Raw genomic sequence first — 17858 nt, 5'->3', positions numbered from 1 at the left:
AGCGGTCAAAAAAAGATATCTTAGCGGCTCATTGATTCTAAACATGATGGGAATGAACCGTATTGTAAGATTAGTAGGCTGCTCACTTTTTATTTGTTGTCAATCCATCGGTTTATCTGCCCAGCAAGATACTGTCGGCATCAACACCATCGTTGAGAAAACACAGAAATTGCTGGAGGCTTACCCCATCGAAAAAGTGCATTTACATTTCGACAAGCCCTACTATTCAGTAGGTGATACCCTGTGGTTTAAGACTTACCTGACCAGCAACATGTACAACTACGATCTGAGCAAAGTGGTGTATGTGGAGGTCATGAACGGTAAGGATTCGTTGATGCAAAGCATGCGGATACCATTGACAGCCAATGGGGGTGAGGGTCACTTGGTACTTGACCAGGAATGGTACACACAGGGTAATTACCGTTTCAGGGCTTATACCAAGTGGATGGTAAATTTTGATGCGGCCTACTTCTTTAATAAAATTGTTCCGGTTGGCGATGTGCTCAATAATAATCTCCATTACACCATTTCCTTCAATGATGCAAGCAAAGGCAAAGGCGCGCGTGCCGCAGCTGTTATCCAGTTTAAGGATCGGGAAGGAAAGCCGTTGGGGAATCGGAAGGTGACATGGGCAGCGGTTGCCGGATGGGACCCCATCGATGACGGAAAGGCACAAACCGATGCCGTGGGCAATGTGGTCATTAACATCAATGGAAAAGACCGGGAACTGTTTAAAAAGGGAAACCTACATGTCTCCGTTGAATCAGGAGGGAGCGCGTCGCCCATGGTGGGCAGTTTTCCATTGCGGTCCGCATTGTGGGATGCCGATGTGCAATTTTTCCCAGAGGGCGGCGAATTCATCGCCGGGCTATCCAAGAAAGTGGCATTCAAGGCCATCGGTAGTGATGGCCATGGCCTATCCGTGACAGGTAACGTGGTGGATAAGGACGGAGTGGAGGTGGCCACCATCGCGGATACCCACAAAGGGATGGGCTATTTTACGATTGTTCCCCAAGCCGGTAATACCTATACGGCCAACCTTACCTTTAAAAACGGCGAGAGCCGGAGCTACCCGTTGCCAACCGTGGCCGACCAGGGGATCAGCGTCACCGTATTGAAGTCCGATACGGCCCAATTGCAGTTGGCTATCGTAGCCAACGATGTTTATTACAATTCGAATAAAGACCAAGCGTTTTATCTAATTGCCCAAGCCAACGGGATACTCTGCTATGCCGCACAGGCCACCTTGCGCAATGAATCCATATTGGTAAATTTACCCAAAGCGCGTTTCCCCACAGGCATTGCCCAGCTTACGTTATTCAATTCGACGGGTAAGCCATTGAGTGAGCGATTGGTTTTTGTGGAAAATATCAAACCGCTGGATATCGCGATCAGCACCGACAAAAAGGAATATACCGCCAAGCAATTGGTACAGCTGGGATTAAAAGTTGAAAACAATGGTACGCCTACGACTGGAAACTATTCGATATCCGTAGTTGATGAAACCAAAGTACCTTATGAGGAAAGCAAAGAAACGAGTATCCTTAGCAATCTGTTGTTGACGTCGGATCTCAAGGGTTACGTGGAAGAACCTAATTATTATTTCATCCAACCGGACGAACAGAAGCGGGCTGCACTGGACGCCCTGCTGCTCACACAGGGTTACCGCAGATTTTCGTACACGGATATTCTCGCAGATAACTACCCACAGGTGCATTTCTTTCCAGAACAGGGTATTGAACTGTCGGGCGTATTGCGGCTGAACAACGGCAAACCGGTCGTCAATGGAGGGCTGTTGTTGTCCATTCCGGACAGGAGCTTCCGTAAGGATACTTATACCGATGAAAATGGACGTTTCGTTTTTACGGACCTGCTATTTACGGATTCCGCGCGGGTCACCATCAATGCACGGGGAAATGACAATTATCGGAATATGGTAATCAATGTCGATCCAATGCGGTTTCCGGAAATCGATACGACTGCCTACAGGGCTGATGATGTACTGAATATCGATGAAAGACTAGCGGGCTACCTGGATAATAGCCGGAATGAATACCGGACATCGATATTGCTGGAGGAAGTGGAAGTAACTGCTTCGACCCGACCGAGTTTTTCACATAAGGACTATTCGTCGATTTCGGGGTTGGGCATGGCGGACCATCAAATCAATGCCGACCGCTTAAAGGGTTGCAATAACCTTATTATGTGTTTGCAAACAGCGCTTACTGGTATCACCTACGATGCGCAGAGCCAACTTTTCTTCATCACGCGCGACTACAATGCAGGTGGACGCATCCCCGTGCAATTCTTTGTGAACGGTATGGCCATGGATGTGCCTGCACTCAATGGGATTATGCCTTCCGAGGTGGAGGGTATTGAGATTTTTCTTCGGGATGAACTGGGCACGGTGAGCCGCATGTATCAGAATAACGGTGTGGTATCCATCTATACGAAAAAAGTGGAGAAAGCCCCGCGGATGTCACTTAGCCAAATTGAAAGCTTATTGCCGAAAAGCAATATCGTAGACCTTACGCCCCTGGGATATATCGAAGCCCGTAAATTCTATGCACCCAAGTATGACACACCCGAGCGGCGCGCGGTAAATGATATCCGTACGACGATCTATTGGAACCCCGATGTAAAGACGGGTGAAGACGGTCTCGCCCAACTCGATTTTTATAATGCCGACGGTGTAGGCAGCTACCGTGTGGTGGTGGAAGGGGTGGACGAACAGGGTAACATCGGGCGTTCTGTTTACCGGTATACCGTTAAGTAATACACACAAACCGTAAATAGCTATGCGGAAAATCATCCATATCGATATGGATGCGTTTTATGCATCGGTCGAGCAACGCGATTTTCCGGCGTACCGCGGGAAGCCACTGGTTGTGGGTGGGCCCCCTGATACCCGGGGTGTTGTGGCAACGGCGAGTTATGAAGCAAGGCAGTATGGGATACACTCCGCAATGCCATGTAGCAGAGCGGTTAAGCTTTGTCCCCACGCCTTATTTGTCTTTCCCCGGTTTGATGCCTACAAAGCCGTTTCCAACAGCATCAGGCAAATTTTTAGCCGTTATACGGATATGATCGAACCCTTATCGCTCGACGAGGCCTACTTGGATGTGACGACCGATAAACAGGGGATAGGATCTGCGATTGAAATCGCTCGACAGATTAAGGACGCTATTCGGACCGAGCTTCAGTTGACAGCGTCTGCGGGCGTATCCATCAATAAATTTGTTGCTAAAATCGCATCTGATATGGATAAGCCGGACGGACTTACATTTATCGGCCCATCCCGCGTGGAGCGGTTTATGGAACAGCTTCCCGTTGAGAAGTTTTTCGGGGTTGGGAAGGTGACAGCGGCGAAGATGAGGCAATTGCAGCTATTTACCGGTGCAGACATCAAGCGCATGGCCGAAATGGATCTGGTCCGCTTGTTTGGTAAAAGCGGCCGCTTCTATTATCGCATTGTACGTGGGATAGATGATCGGGCGGTGCAGCCCGAGCGCGAGCTCAAATCGCTAGCGGTGGAAGATACCTTCCATAAAGATCTCGACCAACTAAGCGCTATGGAGAATGAGCTTGACAAAATCGCCGCTAAGCTTGCTGGTAGATTGACAAACCGTAAGCTCAAAGGGCGCACCGTGACACTTAAAATCAAGTTTTCAGATTTTCGGACGGTTACGAGGAGCCATTCTTTACCGTACTATACCGATGCCTTCGATGAAATCATAGCCACGGTTCACCAATCGCTGCAAGTAGTGGTGGCTGAAGACCGCATGCCAATCCGGTTATTGGGAATTGCCATGAGCAATTTCGACCGGGTCAATTTGGCGTCTAGTCAGCTCAAATTGTTTTGACTTGGTGGCAAGCGAATGGGCTCACCTTCCACTTCTTGCTCTTTTAACACAACCTTTACGGCGTATGAAGAGGGCCAGACACCCTTGCCGTATTTCAGTGCATAAACCTTGGTGAACTCAGCGCCGAAATATAGGATAGCGGCCGAATAGTATATCCATAACAATAAAACAATGATGGCTCCAGCAGCTCCATATGCAGATGCGGGTGCGCTATATTGCATGTAAAGCGCAATCAGGTATCGGCCGAGCATGAAAAGCGCGGCCGTAAAGATGGCACCGCCAACCACATCCCGAAACCGCATCCGGGCATCAGGAAGAAACCGAAAAATAATGGCGAATAACGAGGTGATAACGATAAAAGTAAGACCGATGTTGACCCATTCGACGACAATAACGGAAATGTCTGGGAAATAGTTCATGATTTGCGAACTAAGGGCTACCACAATACCATTTGCGATCAAGGATACGATGAGCAGAAAGCCAAGGCCGAGCACCATGGAAAGGGAAAGGGCACGGTTGAGCAACATTTTCAGCCAACCCTTTTTTGGCTTTGGACGTACCCCCCATATCCTATTCAGCGAGTCTTGTATTTCCATGAATATAGTCGTCGATCCCACAACCAACGTACCTACTCCTATAGCAATGCCAATACCCGATTTGTTGGAAACACTGATGTTCTTGATGATCTGCTGAATCTGAGCTGCCGTATCCGATCCGAAGAGATGAGCAAATTCCTCGAAGACCTCAGTCTGTGCATCTTGTTCACCTGCCAACAATTCGCCGTAGAAGAAACCCACCAACCAGATAACGATGAGTAGCAAGGGCGCGATGGAAAATATCGTGTAATAAGCAAGCGAGGCACTCATCTTCATCGCGCTATCTTTAGAAAACTCAGAAAAGGTGTCGCTAAGTAGTTTGAAGGTTTCTTTGTAAAACCTCATGCTGAAAAATTTCATGCGTTAATGTAGTTCTTATTAAAGAAACCAATAAATCGCAGATTAGTTTTCCGCATAAATGTCGTTGATTACCTCTTCGTGGCGTTGCAAGATCACCTTCCGCTTTAAACTCAGCTTTGGGGTGAGCTCCCCGGCGTCTATCGTCCATTCCTTGGGCAACAGCGCGAATTTCTTCACCTTTTCCCATTGGCCGAAACCTTGGTTAAGCCGATCGATTTCCCGTTGGTATTTCTCGATGACTTCCGGTTTCTTGACCACCTCTTCCTTTGAATCGAAGGGGATACCCTTGATTTTGCACCAGTTTTGCAAGACATCGAAGGCCGGGACTAGGAGTGCGCTTGGAAATTTGCGGTTTTCACCGATGACCATCACCTGGGCGATGAGTGTAGATTCCATGTATTTGTTTTCCAGCGCTTGGGGGGCTACGTATTTTCCGCCAGCGGTTTTGAACATCTCCTTCTTGCGGTCCGTGATACGCAGGAAACCTTCGGCATCCAATTCACCGATATCCCCCGTGTGAAGGTAGCCGTCATTATCGATAGCCTCGGCGGTAGCTGTATCGTTTTTGTAGTACCCACTGAAAATGCTCGGGCCTTTACATAGTATTTCGCCATCACTGGCGATTTTCACGTCCACACTTTTGAGTACTTTGCCTACCGTCCCGAACTTAACTCCGTCTTTTTCCAAGCTGTTAACCGCAATCACCGGCGAAGTTTCTGTAAGACCGTATCCTTCGAGCACGGGTATGCCAGCTGCCCAGAACACCCGTGCAAGCCTCGGCTGAAGTGCTGCACCACCGGACACGATCAACTTAATATTGCCGCCGAGTGCTGCCTGCCATTTGCCGAAAACCAATTTGCGGGCGATTCCTAATTTGAAATCAAACCACGCACCGTTTTTGCCCGGTTCCTTGTAGCCGAGCCCCATATTGAGCGCCCAAAAAAAGATGTGTTTTTTGAACCCACTGAGTTCCTTACCCTTGGAAACAATCTTGTCGTAAACCTTTTCGAGCACCCGGGGTACGGTGGTAAATCCATCGGGTTTCACATCGTTGATGTCTGCCACGATGGTATCCAGGCTTTCCGCATAATGCACCTCCACGCCCTTGGCAAAGTAGAGGTAGACGACCATGCGCTCGAAAATGTGGCATAGGGGTAGGAAGCTAAGTGCTTTCTTAAAGTAGTCCGGCAACAGGTAGTGACAGTCATGTACATTCGTCAACACGTTCTTGTGCGACAAGCACACGCCCTTTGGCTTGCCCGTAGTGCCAGACGTATAGATGAGTGTGAGCAAGTCGTCTTCATCAACGGCATCGCGGTACGGAGCGAGATCTACCTGCTGCTGCTTGCCTTCGTCGACCAGCGTCTGCCAGGACGGTATACCGGGTACGGTGTCAAACGCGTAAATAGGAATATCAAGCTTATTCTCCTGTAAAGCGGCCGCTATTTTTTCATACAGCTCAGTGTTGCTCAAGAAAATGAATTTGACCGTTGCATCATTGATGATAAATGAGAGATCCTGTTCGGATAAGGTAGGATACAAAGGCACCACGGCAGCACCGAGCTGATTGATCGCAAAGTCGCAGAAATTCCATTCGGGTCGATTATGCGACATCAATGCGATTTTATCGCCCTTTTGTATACCTTTATTTAGCAGCCCCTTGCTGAGGTTGTCTACGATAGACAGGAACTCATCCGTACTGTAGTTTGTCCATTGGCCCTGCGCTTTTCCGGCAACCATTACCGGCTTGGCATAATGGGCTTTATAATGCATCAGTATATCAAAAATGCGAGTTGGAGCAGTCATATAGCTTACCTGTTGGGTTTACAATCCTGGCGCCGAAAATCAAGCTTTGGCGCATCTAAAGTTAATAACTATTTGGTGGAAAACCTAGTTTTTGATAATTATCTGCCATTGTAGCCGCTGGTCGTAATGTTGGCATTTGTTTTGCGCGGATAGCGGCATGAATACAAAACGATTAACCTTATTTATTGCGCTTATTTTTATTGGAGGGCAACATGCTGTTGCTCAGGAAAGTGTTTCACACGAGAGCGACACGTATGCGCGAGCGATAGGGGGGCGTTTTGGGGTGGCAAATGGAATTACCTACAAACATTTCCTTAATGATAGCCATGCAATAGATGGTATCGTGAATTTCCAGGGTAACAGAAGCTTTACCATTTTCAAAGTGTTGGGCTTGTATGAAATCCATCAACCGATAACCTTTATCGATGTAGAAGGACTGCGATGGTACTACGGCTTTGGCGGTGGACTGGGCGGATACCGTTATAAAGATACCGATGCGAGCGGGTTGGCATGGAGTTTTGACGGCGTTGTCGGTTTGGATTACAAAATTCCAACGGCACCTATTAACCTTTCACTGGACTGGAAGCCGACCATGGAGCTGACACCAGAATCCGGCGTGCGGTTTGATGGCATCGGGTTGTCGATACGATTTGTGTTTTAATCTAACGAAAGCCAGATTTTTCCTAACTTTTCCTGCGCTGCGGAGGCATTTTGTAGGGGCAAAATACTGAAAGCGCCTTTCGTATCCTTGCCCAGGGTAATTTTTAGTTCACGTATTTTTCCATCCCTGGCAACGAGCACGCGGAGTTCATCGCCGATGGTCGCGGTCTGCAAGACACGATTCAGTTCCCGGCCATTGGCATCGAGTCGTTCACCATTGATGGCAATGATTTCATCCCGAACGTTGATACCCCCGTCCCAAGCGCCTGTACCCCGATTTACACCGGTCACCACGGTGCGGCCATCGTTCGTCGACATGGTAATGCCCAGGTCGGCTTGCTCACGCCCGTCGTTGAGGTTCACCAGTTCATAGCCTACCGCGTTGAGGTAGCTGTTGTAATCCAGGGGTTCAACGGTATGCGCTGCCTTGAAGATATCAGCTACAGGTACGCCGGCGACTTGTTCGATCAGTGACTGGAGCTCGTGCTCTTCGAAACCGCGTTGCTTTTTGACGTAAAATTCGTTATACGCCATCTTCAATACATCATCCAGACGCTTCTGCCCCTGTGTCGCCGCAAGGATTTTGAGATCGAGCAGCATGGCCAGCAAGGCTCCTTTATTGTAATAAGAAACACTGGTATTGGCGGAATTCTCATCGGGCCGGTAGTACTTGATCCAAGCATCGAAACTGGCTAGTGCCACGGGTTGGACCTTGTTTCCGGCGCGATTTTCGACCGTATTGATGTCGGTAGACAAGGCCTGCAAGTAGTTGCTTTCATTCAGGAAATCACATCGTCTGAGTAGGAGATTGTCAAAATAGGCCGTAAAGCCTTCCATGATCCATAGGGATGTGGTGTAGTTTTCTGCGTCATAGTCAAACGGGCCGAGCGCGATGGGCCGGAGCCGTTTGACGTGCCACAAATGGAAGTATTCGTGTGCTACAAGTCCTAAGAACCCGACGTAGGATCGCTCATTTTGGTAGCCATTTCTGCTTGCCCCCAGCACCGTTGAGTTGAGGTGTTCCAACCCGCCACCTCCGGATTGGTAATTATGTACGATGAATACATAGCGTTTGTTGGGATTTACGCCGAATATGCGTGTCGCCTCTTCCACGATAGTCGCGCAATCGGTTTTCAATCGCTCTTTATCGTAATTGCCGCCGCCTACCATCGCGATTTCGTGATGTACGCCAGCCGCTTCAAAGGTGAACACATCCTGATTGCCGACTTCAATCGGCGAATCAAACAAAATATCGAAATCTGCGGCATGAAAGGTGTTGGGTTTGTCACTGACGGGCTCCAAGCCCGTGGAGATCGTGGACCAAGCAGCAGGGGGGATGACCGTAACCGTTGCAGGGTGATCAATCATTCCATCCACATACATGAACGTAGCCGCCGGCGACAGGAATGCATGGGTATCATCGATAAAATTGGTTCGTACAGAGACTTCAAAGCCGTAGATGCGATAGCTGAGGGTGACGCTACTGTTTTTATTTGAAGCGATGCGCCAAGTATTCTTGCTGATTTTTTGCACGGGCAGGTAGGCGCCATCTGCATCGCAGGCTTCTACGCTTTCCACATGCTTTGCATATTCACGTACCAGGTAAGAACCAGGAGTCCATACCGGCATTTTTACATCAATATAGTCCTGACGTAGATCCGAAATCTCCATTTTTATTTCGGCGTAATGTGCCTGTGGCTCCTTAAAGGAAACTTCAAAATGGATGCGTGGCGCAGCAAATGCGGATGTGGCAACGGTGGTCATAAGGATAAGCAGATTAGTACGGATTCTTCTCATGATGGTGCAATTAAGGAGCCGCAAACTTAATGATATTGCAGGTCATATGCAACTGGGATTACCGGGGGTCCCTCACCACCAAGGTGGCATTGGCTTGAGCCGCAGGCATAATGATCAGGTCATTGATGTTGACATGCGCGGGGCGGGAAGCAGTAAACCACACCGCTTCAGCAATGTCATCGGCTACCAGGGGTTCGAGGTTCTGATATACTGCCGCCGCGCGGTCTTTATCACCTTTGAAACGTACTTCCGAAAACTCCGTTTCGACCATGCCGGGATGAATGGCCGTTACCTTGATGTGTTTGTCGAGCAGATCAATCCGCATACCCTGGGTGAGCGCATCCACGGCATGTTTGGTTGCGCAATATACGTTGCCGTTGGGGTATACTTCTTTGGCAGCAATGGAGCCGATATTGATGATGTGTCCACTTTTGCGTGCCGCCATGATGGGGGTTACCGCACGGGTAACGTAAAGCAGCCCTTTGATATTGGTGTCGATCATCCGATCCCAATCACCGATATCACCTTGATGGATGGGATCGAGCCCCTGGCTCAGCCCCGCATTGTTGACCAGTACATCGACTTGCTGCCATTCGCCTGGAAGATTGCTGAACGCGGAAAACACATTTTCGGCATTTCGGACATCGAGGGTAAGGAGGTGGGTTTTGACACCATACTCATCCGCCAACTTTGCCGACAGTGTTTCCAGGCGATTGAGGCGGCGTGCCGCAAGCAACAAATCATACCCTTCGTGGGCGAATACCCTGGCGCACGCCTCACCGATACCAGCGCTTGCTCCTGTAATGAATGCTATTTTGTTAGTGGACATGACGTTTGAGTTATTAGACGTTCGACATTAGACCATAGACCGCCGGATTACACACTCACTCGAAAAACAGACTGACCTGAAAATTCCGCAGCATAAGCCGTTCGATCGGGTGGTTATACATATTCGGATCCCTGTTATCAAGCAGGTTACCGACACTTTGTACCCATCGCACTTCGGGCGACATCTTGAAGAAGTCGAAATAGATATCAAACCCGATACCTGCCTCATAAGAGAAATAACCGGGTTTTGTCTTCAAATATTTCTCAACGGGAGCGAGACCAGTATCGTCATACCGCTTGCCCGACGTGACGTTGATGGAGTACTTGCCGCCACCAATCAGGTAACCCCGGTAATTGCCTTTGCGGTCCGATTTGAATTTGAACAGTAAAGGCAGATCGATGTAGGAGGCTCGTACTAATTTTTCAATGACTGTGTTCGAATCGATCGTTGGTGAGCCAGTAGGCGCAGCAAAGGTGTAGTTCACGATTTTGTTTGAAAAAACCAACGAAGGGGTGAACCGTATGTTGATGTTTTCGGCAAGTTTAAGATCCGCCAATAATCCCAATCCCATGCCGTGGTAAAACGGAGAAGATACGCCAATGAGGTTACCCATCTCCGTGGCATCCGGGTGTGGCAGCTGCCAGTCAGGCTTCAACGCAATTTTATAGTCTGCATTGATGTAATGGAAGCTGAAACCGAAATGAAGGGTTTCGTCGTCCACGCCGCCACCCCAACGCTGGAACCGCTGTTGACCATAGGCAGGCGCCAGCATGAACACACAAATTGCATACACAATAAATATCGGGGTAGACGTTTTCATTTTGTACCGATATAGATGGTGCAAATACCAAATGTCTGCGGGCGGTATAGGGCTTCGGTAAATCCTACCTGGTGCATGATCGCGGTAAACTGCCTGCCATCGGGAAACCGTGCAACGGATTCGGGAAGGTAGCTATATGCACGGTAGTCTTTTGAGAATATCCTGCCGATAAGTGGGGTGATGTGGTCGAAGTAAAAGTGGTAAAGCTGTTTTACGGGAAAGCCTTTTGGTTTCGAAAACTCAAGGATGACGGCCTTACCCCCAGGTTTGAGTACCCGATAGATATCGGCAAGGCCTTTGTCGAGGTTTTCGAAATTACGCACGCCGAAAGCCACCGTAACGGCATCAAACGTGGCGTCGGCGAATGGCAGGTTCTCGGAATCACCGAGAGATACCTCGAACCGGTCGCTGAGTCTTCTTTTTGCGATTTTTTCCTTGGCGATGTCCAACATGCCTTGGGAAATGTCGACGCCTATGATTTTTTCGGGTTGCAGGATATCGAGGGCTTCCAATGCGAAATCACCTGTACCGGTAGCAACGTCCAGTAAGAACTGTGGTTTGGCGGTTTTCAATGCCCGGATGGCCTTTTTGCGCCAAATGATATCGATACCGAGGGACATGAAGTGATTGAGGAAATCGTAAGTGCCCGAAATGTTATTGAACATATCGGCTACCTGTTGCTTTTTATCCGTGTCGGTATCTTTATAGGGTTTTACTGTTTCGGGCGTTGTCATGATGGGCAAAGGTACGGATTTCATTGGTTTTTTTCGCTAAGGATTGATAATCAAGTGGTATCATTTTGCGCTTACTTCTAGGGCCGTAAAAATGGTCTTTAGATTATGTTGCTTTTGATAACTAACAGTTTGGAAAGTTATTAACACTGGTGTAGCTGCTTGAAGCTCAATGGGAATTCGATTTTTTCAACATTTTTTGCACAGCTCGTGTTAATAACCTATATTGCTAATTGTACTTGTTTCAAGCGGAAACGATTTAAGGAAAAGGGTGTGTGAAAAGGCTGTTCACAACTTGTCGAAACGGGGCAGTCAAAAATCCATACTTTTGTTAGGCCAACTACCCTCATTAATTTTATGTAACTATTAACTATGACTAGCGAAAATGAATATGCCCCCAACCAAACCAGTGCTTCTTCTCGGGGTACGTTTGCTGAGCGACGTACACGGTTGAATAACCTGGTGAGCGGTTTGGGGAAATTACCGCCGCAGGCCGTCGATCTGGAGGAGGCGGTATTAGGCGCGTTGATGCTGGAAAAGAACGCGCTCAGCGAAGTCATCGATATCCTGAAGCCGGAAACTTTCTACGTAGAAGCGCACCAGAAGATTTTTGAGGCCATATACAATTTATTTCAGAAAACTTCACCCATCGACCTACTGACCGTTACCGCAGAGCTGCGGAAAATGGGCGCCTTGGAATTAGTGGGGGGGGCTTACTACATCACCCAGTTGACCGATCGGGTGGTGTCTGCTGCCAATATCGAATACCATGCCCGAATCGTTTCCCAGAAATACATCCAGCGCGAACTGATCAAGGTGTCTACCGAAATCATCAATAATGCATACGAGGATACCACGGATATATTCGACTTGATGGATCATGCTGAGAAGAGCCTGTTTGATATCGCACAGAATAACCTCCGGCGGGATACACGTAAGGTGGACGACATCATGCGGGAGGCCGTGGAAGCATTGGAGACGCTCAGGGATCGTACGGATGGCCTGACCGGTGTTCCGTCTGGCTTTACCGAATTGGATCGGATGACTTCTGGATGGCAACCTTCAGATCTGGTGATCGTGGCTGCGCGGCCAGCGATGGGTAAGACGGCATTTGTATTGAGTTGTGCGCGCAACGCAGCGGTAGACCATAGCAAACCCGTGGCGGTTTTTTCCCTCGAGATGTCCTCTGTGCAATTGGTAAACCGCTTGATTGCTGGAGAAACCGAAATTGAACAGGAGAAGCTCCGCAAGGGTAACCTGGCGGATCACGAGTGGACGCAGCTCCACTCACGCATCGGACGGCTTACCGAAGCACCTTTGCTCATCGACGATACACCGGCACTCAACATTTTTGAGTTTAGGGCTAAATGCCGCAGGCTCAAAGCGCAATATGATATCCAGATGGTCATCGTGGATTACCTCCAATTGATGCACGGCAAAAACGATGGAAAAGGAGGGAACCGCGAACAGGAAATCGGTAGCATCTCCCGCTCGTTGAAATCGGTGGCCAAGGAATTGAATATTCCGGTTATTGCGCTTTCGCAACTTAGCCGTGCCGTAGAAAGCCGTCCGGGGGGCAGCAAGCGACCGATGCTGTCGGATTTGCGGGAGTCGGGTTCTATTGAGCAGGATGCCGATATGGTGTTATTTCTCTACCGGCCGGAATATTATGGTCTCACCGAAGATGAGGCCGGACGCCCAACCGCTGGTGTTGGGGAAATTATCATTGCCAAACACCGGAATGGGGAAACCGGCACGGTGCAGCTGCGATTCATCGGAAAGTATGTGAAATTTGCCGATCTGGAAGAAGATTTTTCTTTTGCCGGCAACTCGGGCTTCCCCGATTCGGGTTCTTTTTCCTCGGGAATCGCTCCGTCAGCATCGTTCGAACAGCCAGGGAGCATTGTCCGTCAGTCGCGCATGAACGATATGAATGACGATTCGCCGTTCTAACCCAAAAATTCGTACCTTTACGCCTCAATCGGAAAAGATATAAGAGAAACAGGATTTTGGATTATTTAGCAGGTTTAAACCCTTCACAGCGGGCCGCTGCAGAACAAACCGAAGGGCCCGTGATGATCGTGGCGGGAGCGGGTTCGGGCAAAACGAGGGTGATTACGTACCGCGTGGCCCATTTGGTGCACCGTGGCGTCGATCCGTTCCATATTTTGGTGCTTACCTTTACGAATAAGGCCGCCAAGGAGATGCGGCAGCGCATCATGAGTGTCGTGGGCGATGAAGCGAAGAATATATGGATGGGTACGTTTCACTCCGTGTTTGCCAAGATATTGCGGGTGGAAGCGGAGCACATCGGCTACCCGCGTAATTTCACCATCTATGATACCGACGATAGTAAGAGCCTCATCCGCAGTATCCTTAAGGAGATGCAACTGGATGATAAATTATACAATGCCTCGTTCGTCTACAACCGGATTTCGTCGGCCAAGAATAACCTGATTTCGGCGCAGGAGTACAACAGCAACGAGCAAATACAGGCTGACGATTTTTCCAACGGACGGGGACAGCTCGGTCAAATCTATCTCACGTATACCCAGCGCTGCTACAAAGCCGGAGCCATGGATTTTGACGATTTGCTGTTCAAAACCAATGTGCTGTTCCGCGAATGCCCCGATGTACTTCACAAGTACCAGCATAAGTTTAAGTACTTGATGGTGGATGAGTATCAGGATACCAATTTTTCGCAATACCTGATTGTCCGTAAGCTCGCGGCCATCAACGAGAATATCTGTGTGGTGGGCGATGATGCACAGAGTATCTATGCATTCCGGGGTGCCAACATCCAGAATATTCTCAATTTCGAAAAGGATTATCCAGATCTGAAGGTGTTTAAGCTCGAACAGAACTACCGTTCTACGCAGAATATTGTGAATGCGGCCAACAGCATCATCGCCAACAATAAAAATCAGCTGAAGAAGCACGTATTCTCTGAAAATGAAACCGGCGACAAGATCAAGGTGTATCGGGCATTCAGCGATAATGAAGAAGGTAAGATCGTTGCGGAAGCCATTACCCAAGAACGCGCACTCACTGGAGGGCACTATCGGGGGTTTGCTATCCTCTATCGTACCAATGCCCAATCGCGGGCTATGGAGGAAGCACTTCGGAAACTTAACGTCCCGTATAAAATCTATGGCGGTACCTCTTTTTACCAGCGCAAGGAAATCAAGGATTTGATTGCCTATTTTCGGCTGACGTTCAATCCGAACGACGAGGAAGCCATCAAGCGGGTGATCAATTATCCCCGTAGGGGAATAGGCGACACCACGGTAGACCGTATCCTAGTTGCTGCAGATCAACGCCAACTGACATTGTGGGAGGTGATCAGCAATGCAGCCGCCTATTTGGACGGTCGTAGTGCCGGGGCAGTAGGGGCATTTGCAACAATGGTGCAGGGCTTCCAGGCGATCGCCAAGAACCATTCCGCATTCGACGCAGCCATGCACATTGCGCAGCATTCGGGCATATTGAAAGATCTTTATGCAGATAAATCGGTAGAAGGTCTGAGCCGTTACGAAAATATCCAGGAACTGCTCAATGGTATCAAGGAATTCAGCGAGCGCGAGGATATCGAGGAAAAGGGGCTTGACGTATTCATGCAGGATGTGGCACTGCTTACGAATGATGACAATGACAAAGATCCCAATGCAGATACCGTGTCGTTGATGACGATCCACTCTTCGAAAGGACTGGAATTTCCCCACGTGTTTATCGTCGGGTTGGAGGAAAACCTATTCCCTTCGCAATTGTCACTTAATTCGCGCAGCGAGCTGGAAGAGGAGCGTCGGCTGTTTTACGTTGCGGTGACCCGGGCGGAAAAGAAGCTGACGCTCAGTTACGCCACATCACGTTACCGCTGGGGTACGCTTAATAACTGTGAACCGAGCCGGTTTTTGGATGAATTGAACCCAGCTTATCTGGAATTGGATTTCAAGCCCAAGATGGTCCCCGATAACGCAGCGTCTTTTGCCGATGAGCGGTCATCGTGGGGTGAACGGGATGTCTTTACGAAGCCCAAACCTAAGGTATTGCCTAAAACGACAGCTATGCTGCCGAAGGCCCATACCCCGACGCCGGGTTTTTCGCCATCGGATACCAGCAACTTACAGGTAGGTATGGAAGTGGAGCATGAACGCTTCGGCTTTGGCAAAGTCATCAATGTGGAGGGAAGCAAAAATGATATAAAAGCAACTATTTTCTTCAAAGAATTGGGGCAGAAGCAATTGTTGCTTAAATTTGCAAAATTGAGAATTGTGGGATGAAAACAGGAACTATATGACTATGGAAATAGAATTTGATTATAATAGTACGCGGCCGAAACTTATTTTGGCTGAATACGGCAGGAATGTACAGAACATGGTGGATTATATCTGTGCGTTGCCTACCAAGGAAGAACGCAACAGCTATGCGCAGGTCGTCATTGACATGATGGGATTCCTCAATCCCCATCTCCGCGATGTGGCGGATTTCAAGCATAAACTTTGGGACCACCTGCACATCATATCGGATTTTAAAATCGATGTGGACTCGCCGTATCCGGTGCCCGACCGGGATACCATCCACCCGAAACCCGAACTGCTTAATTATCCGCAGCATCGGATCAGGTATAAGCATTATGGACATACGATCGAAAAAATGATCGAACGTGCCCGTATGATTGCTGACCCCGAGAAGAAGCAGCAAATGGCCCAGGCTATCGCTAATTTCATGAAAATGGCCTATGTGACATGGAATAAGGATTCCGTGGAAGATGATTCGATCATCAGCGATCTCACCGAGTTGTCAAGTGGCGAGTTGCAACTTGGACCCAATGTGAGCCTGACGAAGCTTGATTTCAAAACCCCGCCTCCAGGCAGCCGGATAAAGGCTAGCAACAACCAGCAAAATGGTGGCGGAAAGAACAAGAAAGGTCAGAATCAAAATCAAAACCAAAAGAAAAAGAAAAAGCATTGAATGCATTCGAGATACACGGTGGAAAACCGTTAAAGGGCGAAATCATTCCCCAGGGCGCCAAGAATGAAGCCCTGCAGATTTTGTCGGCGGTGTTGCTTACGGAAGAAGAAATGACCATAAGTAATATCCCGGATATCAAGGATGTAAACAAGCTGATCGAGCTGCTCGGCGATTTAGGTGTCCGGGTGAATCGGTTGAATAAAGACACCTATTCCTTTCAGGCTAAAGACATCAACCTTGATTATTTCAAATCCATGGAGTTCCGAGCGAAAGGCAGCGGCCTGCGTGGATCCATCATGATTGTCGGACCGTTGTTGGCGCGGTTTGGTAAGGCTGCGATTCCAAAACCTGGAGGGGATAAAATAGGGCGGAGACGGTTGGATACACATTTCCTTGGGTTTGAAAAACTGGGTGCACGTTTTCAATATGATGCCGATACGCATTTCTTTAATGTCGATGCTACTAACCTAACAGGTACCTATATCCTGATGGAGGAAGCTTCGGTAACCGGTACCGCCAATATCGTTATGGCTGCGGTATTGGCCAAAGGGACAACCACTATTTATAACGCGGCATGTGAACCTTATCTGCAGCAGCTATGTAAAATGTTGAATAGGATGGGGGCGAAGATCAGCGGGATCGGTTCTAACCTGCTGACCATCGACGGGGTGGACCAGTTGGGTGGTACTACACACCGTATGCTGCCAGATATGATTGAGGTCGGCTCGTTTATCGGATTGGCTGCGATGACCGAATCGGAAATAACGATAAAAGACGTTGCTTTCCATGAGCTGGGCATTATCCCGTCCGTGTTTTCCAGATTGGGTATCCAATTTGAGCTCCGTGGCGATGATATTTACATACCCACCCAGCATACCTATGAAATCGATACGTTTATTGATGGGTCGATCCTCACCATTTCCGATGCGCCTTGGCCTGGTTTCACGCCGGATTTGCTGAGCATCGTGCTGGTGACTGCCGCACAGGCGAAGGGAAATGTGCTGATCCATCAGAAAATGTTTGAGAGCCGGTTGTTTTTTGTCGACAAATTGATTGACATGGGTGCCCAGATTATCCTCTGCGATCCGCACCGGGCAACGGTCATCGGACTGAATAAAGCATTCAGGTTGCGGGGCATTGAAATGACATCCCCGGATATCCGGGCGGGTGTCTCCCTGCTGATTGCTGCGCTTTCTGCCCAAGGCAAGTCCATTATCCACAACATTGAACAAATAGAACGCGGCTACCAGGATATCGAGCTTCGGTTGCAAGCGTTGGGCGCCGATATTAAGCGTATTCAAGCAAACCCAACGCTTCATTGAGAACAATTTTGTCGGTTGATTGTTAATTTTGCTATGTAGCATAAAAGTCACTGCATACTTTATTACTTTTGTAAAATTAATGTTTAACCATCTATTACGTAAT

Annotated in this window: 13 protein-coding genes; 7 read left to right on the top strand and 6 right to left on the bottom strand. The window is 48.6% G+C overall.

The annotated features are described in order from the left end of the window. Positions 1-52: 52 nt before the first annotated feature. On the top strand, positions 53-2776 hold the full coding sequence (locus tag IEV98_RS16920) for a carboxypeptidase-like regulatory domain-containing protein (protein ID WP_188507194.1): 2724 nt from the start codon (positions 53-55) through the stop codon (positions 2774-2776). A 22-nt stretch (positions 2777-2798) separates the two neighbouring features. Continuing rightward, positions 2799-3863 carry a DNA polymerase IV gene (gene dinB / locus IEV98_RS16915; RefSeq protein ID WP_188507193.1) on the top strand — a complete coding sequence of 355 codons (1065 nt, stop codon included), beginning with the start codon at positions 2799-2801 and terminating at the stop codon, positions 3861-3863. Here the strand turns inward: dinB and IEV98_RS16910 are convergent. Together IEV98_RS16910 and IEV98_RS16905 are read right to left on the bottom strand one after the other, a co-directional pair. After that, positions 3845-4804, bottom strand: a complete 960-nt coding sequence (locus IEV98_RS16910) for a YihY/virulence factor BrkB family protein (RefSeq protein WP_229738804.1) — start codon at positions 4802-4804, stop codon at positions 3845-3847. The genes dinB and IEV98_RS16910 overlap by 19 nt on opposite strands. Before the next feature lie 57 nt (positions 4805-4861). Then, on the bottom strand, positions 4862-6625 hold the full coding sequence (locus IEV98_RS16905) for an AMP-dependent synthetase/ligase (RefSeq protein ID WP_188507191.1): 1764 nt from the start codon (positions 6623-6625) through the stop codon (positions 4862-4864). Positions 6626-6782: 157 nt separating this feature from the next. Between IEV98_RS16905 and IEV98_RS16900 the strand changes: the two genes are divergently transcribed. Next, positions 6783-7286, top strand: a complete 504-nt coding sequence (locus IEV98_RS16900; protein WP_229738803.1) for a hypothetical protein — start codon at positions 6783-6785, stop codon at positions 7284-7286. Here the strand turns inward: IEV98_RS16900 and IEV98_RS16895 are convergent. The 4 genes from IEV98_RS16895 to ubiE are packed head-to-tail and all read right to left on the bottom strand — an operon-like array spanning position 7283 to position 11489. Further along, the gene (locus IEV98_RS16895) at positions 7283-9082 is read right to left on the bottom strand and encodes a M61 family metallopeptidase (protein WP_188507190.1); all 1800 of its coding nucleotides are present in this window, start codon (positions 9080-9082) and stop codon (positions 7283-7285) included. The two genes, IEV98_RS16900 and IEV98_RS16895, sit on opposite strands and share 4 nt — an antisense overlap. 58 nt (positions 9083-9140) lie before the next feature. Further along, positions 9141-9911 carry an SDR family oxidoreductase gene (locus IEV98_RS16890; RefSeq protein WP_188507189.1) on the bottom strand — a complete coding sequence of 257 codons (771 nt, stop codon included), beginning with the start codon at positions 9909-9911 and terminating at the stop codon, positions 9141-9143. Positions 9912-9966: 55 nt separating this feature from the next. Next, positions 9967-10731 (bottom strand): type IX secretion/gliding motility protein PorT/SprT, encoded by a 765-nt coding sequence (gene porT / locus IEV98_RS16885; protein ID WP_188507188.1) that lies wholly within the window; start codon positions 10729-10731, stop codon positions 9967-9969. Then, the gene (ubiE, locus tag IEV98_RS16880) at positions 10728-11489 is read right to left on the bottom strand and encodes a bifunctional demethylmenaquinone methyltransferase/2-methoxy-6-polyprenyl-1,4-benzoquinol methylase UbiE (protein ID WP_229738802.1); all 762 of its coding nucleotides are present in this window, start codon (positions 11487-11489) and stop codon (positions 10728-10730) included. The genes porT and ubiE overlap by 4 nt, the downstream gene beginning before the upstream one ends. 345 nt (positions 11490-11834) lie before the next feature. On the opposite strand from ubiE, the gene dnaB reads away from it, so the two are divergent. From dnaB to murA, 4 genes are read left to right on the top strand one after another with little or no spacing between them, the layout of a single operon-like run. Next, the gene (gene dnaB / locus IEV98_RS16875; RefSeq protein ID WP_188507187.1) at positions 11835-13415 is read left to right on the top strand and encodes a replicative DNA helicase; all 1581 of its coding nucleotides are present in this window, start codon (positions 11835-11837) and stop codon (positions 13413-13415) included. Between the two features lie 56 nt (positions 13416-13471). Continuing rightward, positions 13472-15742 carry an ATP-dependent helicase gene (locus tag IEV98_RS16870; protein ID WP_188507186.1) on the top strand — a complete coding sequence of 757 codons (2271 nt, stop codon included), beginning with the start codon at positions 13472-13474 and terminating at the stop codon, positions 15740-15742. A gap of 25 nt (positions 15743-15767) precedes the next feature. Further along, the gene (locus IEV98_RS16865; protein ID WP_188507226.1) at positions 15768-16433 is read left to right on the top strand and encodes a DUF4290 domain-containing protein; all 666 of its coding nucleotides are present in this window, start codon (positions 15768-15770) and stop codon (positions 16431-16433) included. After that, positions 16430-17755 (top strand): UDP-N-acetylglucosamine 1-carboxyvinyltransferase, encoded by a 1326-nt coding sequence (gene murA, locus IEV98_RS16860; protein ID WP_188507185.1) that lies wholly within the window; start codon positions 16430-16432, stop codon positions 17753-17755. The genes IEV98_RS16865 and murA overlap by 4 nt, the downstream gene beginning before the upstream one ends. Positions 17756-17858 lie beyond the last annotated feature (103 nt).

It is taken from the genome of Parapedobacter pyrenivorans, from assembly GCF_014636865.1.
Classification (GTDB): Bacteria; Bacteroidota; Bacteroidia; order Sphingobacteriales; family Sphingobacteriaceae; genus Parapedobacter; species Parapedobacter pyrenivorans.
Note: the sequence above shows the minus strand (reverse complement) of the source record. Positions and strands in the feature narration are given on the sequence as shown.